Source organism: Moorena sp. SIO3I6, from assembly GCF_010672095.1.
In genome coordinates, this window is sequence record NZ_JAAHHU010001538.1 from 1 (window position 1) to 1,177 (window position 1,177).

Consider the following 1,177-nt stretch of genomic DNA (forward strand, 5'->3'; position numbering starts at 1 on the left):
TCGGCTAAAGACCACGCTATTGACCCAATCGCTATGTCCGGTGAGGGTTTGCAGGTGTTTGCCTTGGTGATTCCATAGTTTCACCGTCTTGTCCCAACTAGCAGAAGCAAGAGTCTGGCCATCTCGGCTAAAGACCACGCTATTGACCCAATCGCTATGTCCGGTGAGGGTTTGCAGGTGTTTGCCTTGGTGATTCCATAGTTTCACCGTCTTGTCCCAACTAGCAGTAGCGATAGTCTGGCCATCTGGGCTAAAGGCCACGCTAGTGACATTTGCTTTGTGTTCGGTGAGGGTGTGCAGGTGTTTGCCTTCTCGATTCCACAGTTTCACAGTCTTGTCCCAACTAGCAGAAGCGATAGTCTGGCCATCTCGGCTAAAGGCGACGCTATTGACAGGTTCGCTATGTCCAGTGAGGGTGTGCAGGTGTTTGCCTTCTCGATTCCACAGTTTCACCGTGTTGTCATCACTAGCAGAAGCGATAGTCTGGCCATCTCGGCTAAAGACCACGCTATTCACCCAATCGCTATGTCCAGTGAGGGTGTGCAGGGGTTTGCCTTCTCGATTCCACAGTTTCACCGTGTTGTCATCACTAGCAGTAGCGATAGTCTGGCCATCTGGGCTAAAGACGACGCTATTCACCCAATCGCTATGTCCGGTGAGGGTTTGCAGGTGTTTGCCTTGGTGATTCCATAGTTTCACCGTCTTGTCCCAACTAGCAGTAGCAATAGTCTGGTCATCTCGGCTAAAGGCGACGCTAGTGACATCTGCGCTATGTCCAGTGAGGGTGTGCAGGTCTTTGCCTTTGAGATTCCACAGTTTCACGGTGTTGTCCAAACTAGCAGAAGCGATAGTCTGGCCATCTCGGCTAAAGGCCACGCTAGTGACAGGTTCGCTATGTCCAGTGAGGGTGTGCAGGGGTTTGCCTTTGAGATTCCACAGTTTCACGGTGTTGTCCAAACTAGCAGTAGCGATAGTTTGGCCGTCTGGGCTAAAGGCGACGGTTATGAGATATTGGCTATGTCCGGTGAGGGTTTGCAGGTCTTTGCCTTGCAGATTCCACAGTTTCACGGTGTTGTCCAAACTAGCAGTAGCGATAGTCTGGCCATCTGGGCTAAAGGCGAGACTAGTGACATCTGCGCTATGTCCAGTGAGGGTGTGCAGGTCTTTGCCTTTGAGA

1 protein-coding gene is annotated in these 1,177 nt (G+C 51.5%); it reads right to left on the reverse strand.

Annotation, left to right across the window (positions count from 1 at the left end; all coding sequences use genetic code 11):
- A partial coding sequence (locus F6K49_RS51000; protein ID WP_293110554.1) for a WD40 repeat domain-containing protein occupies positions 1-1,177 on the reverse strand: 1,177 nt, incomplete at both ends.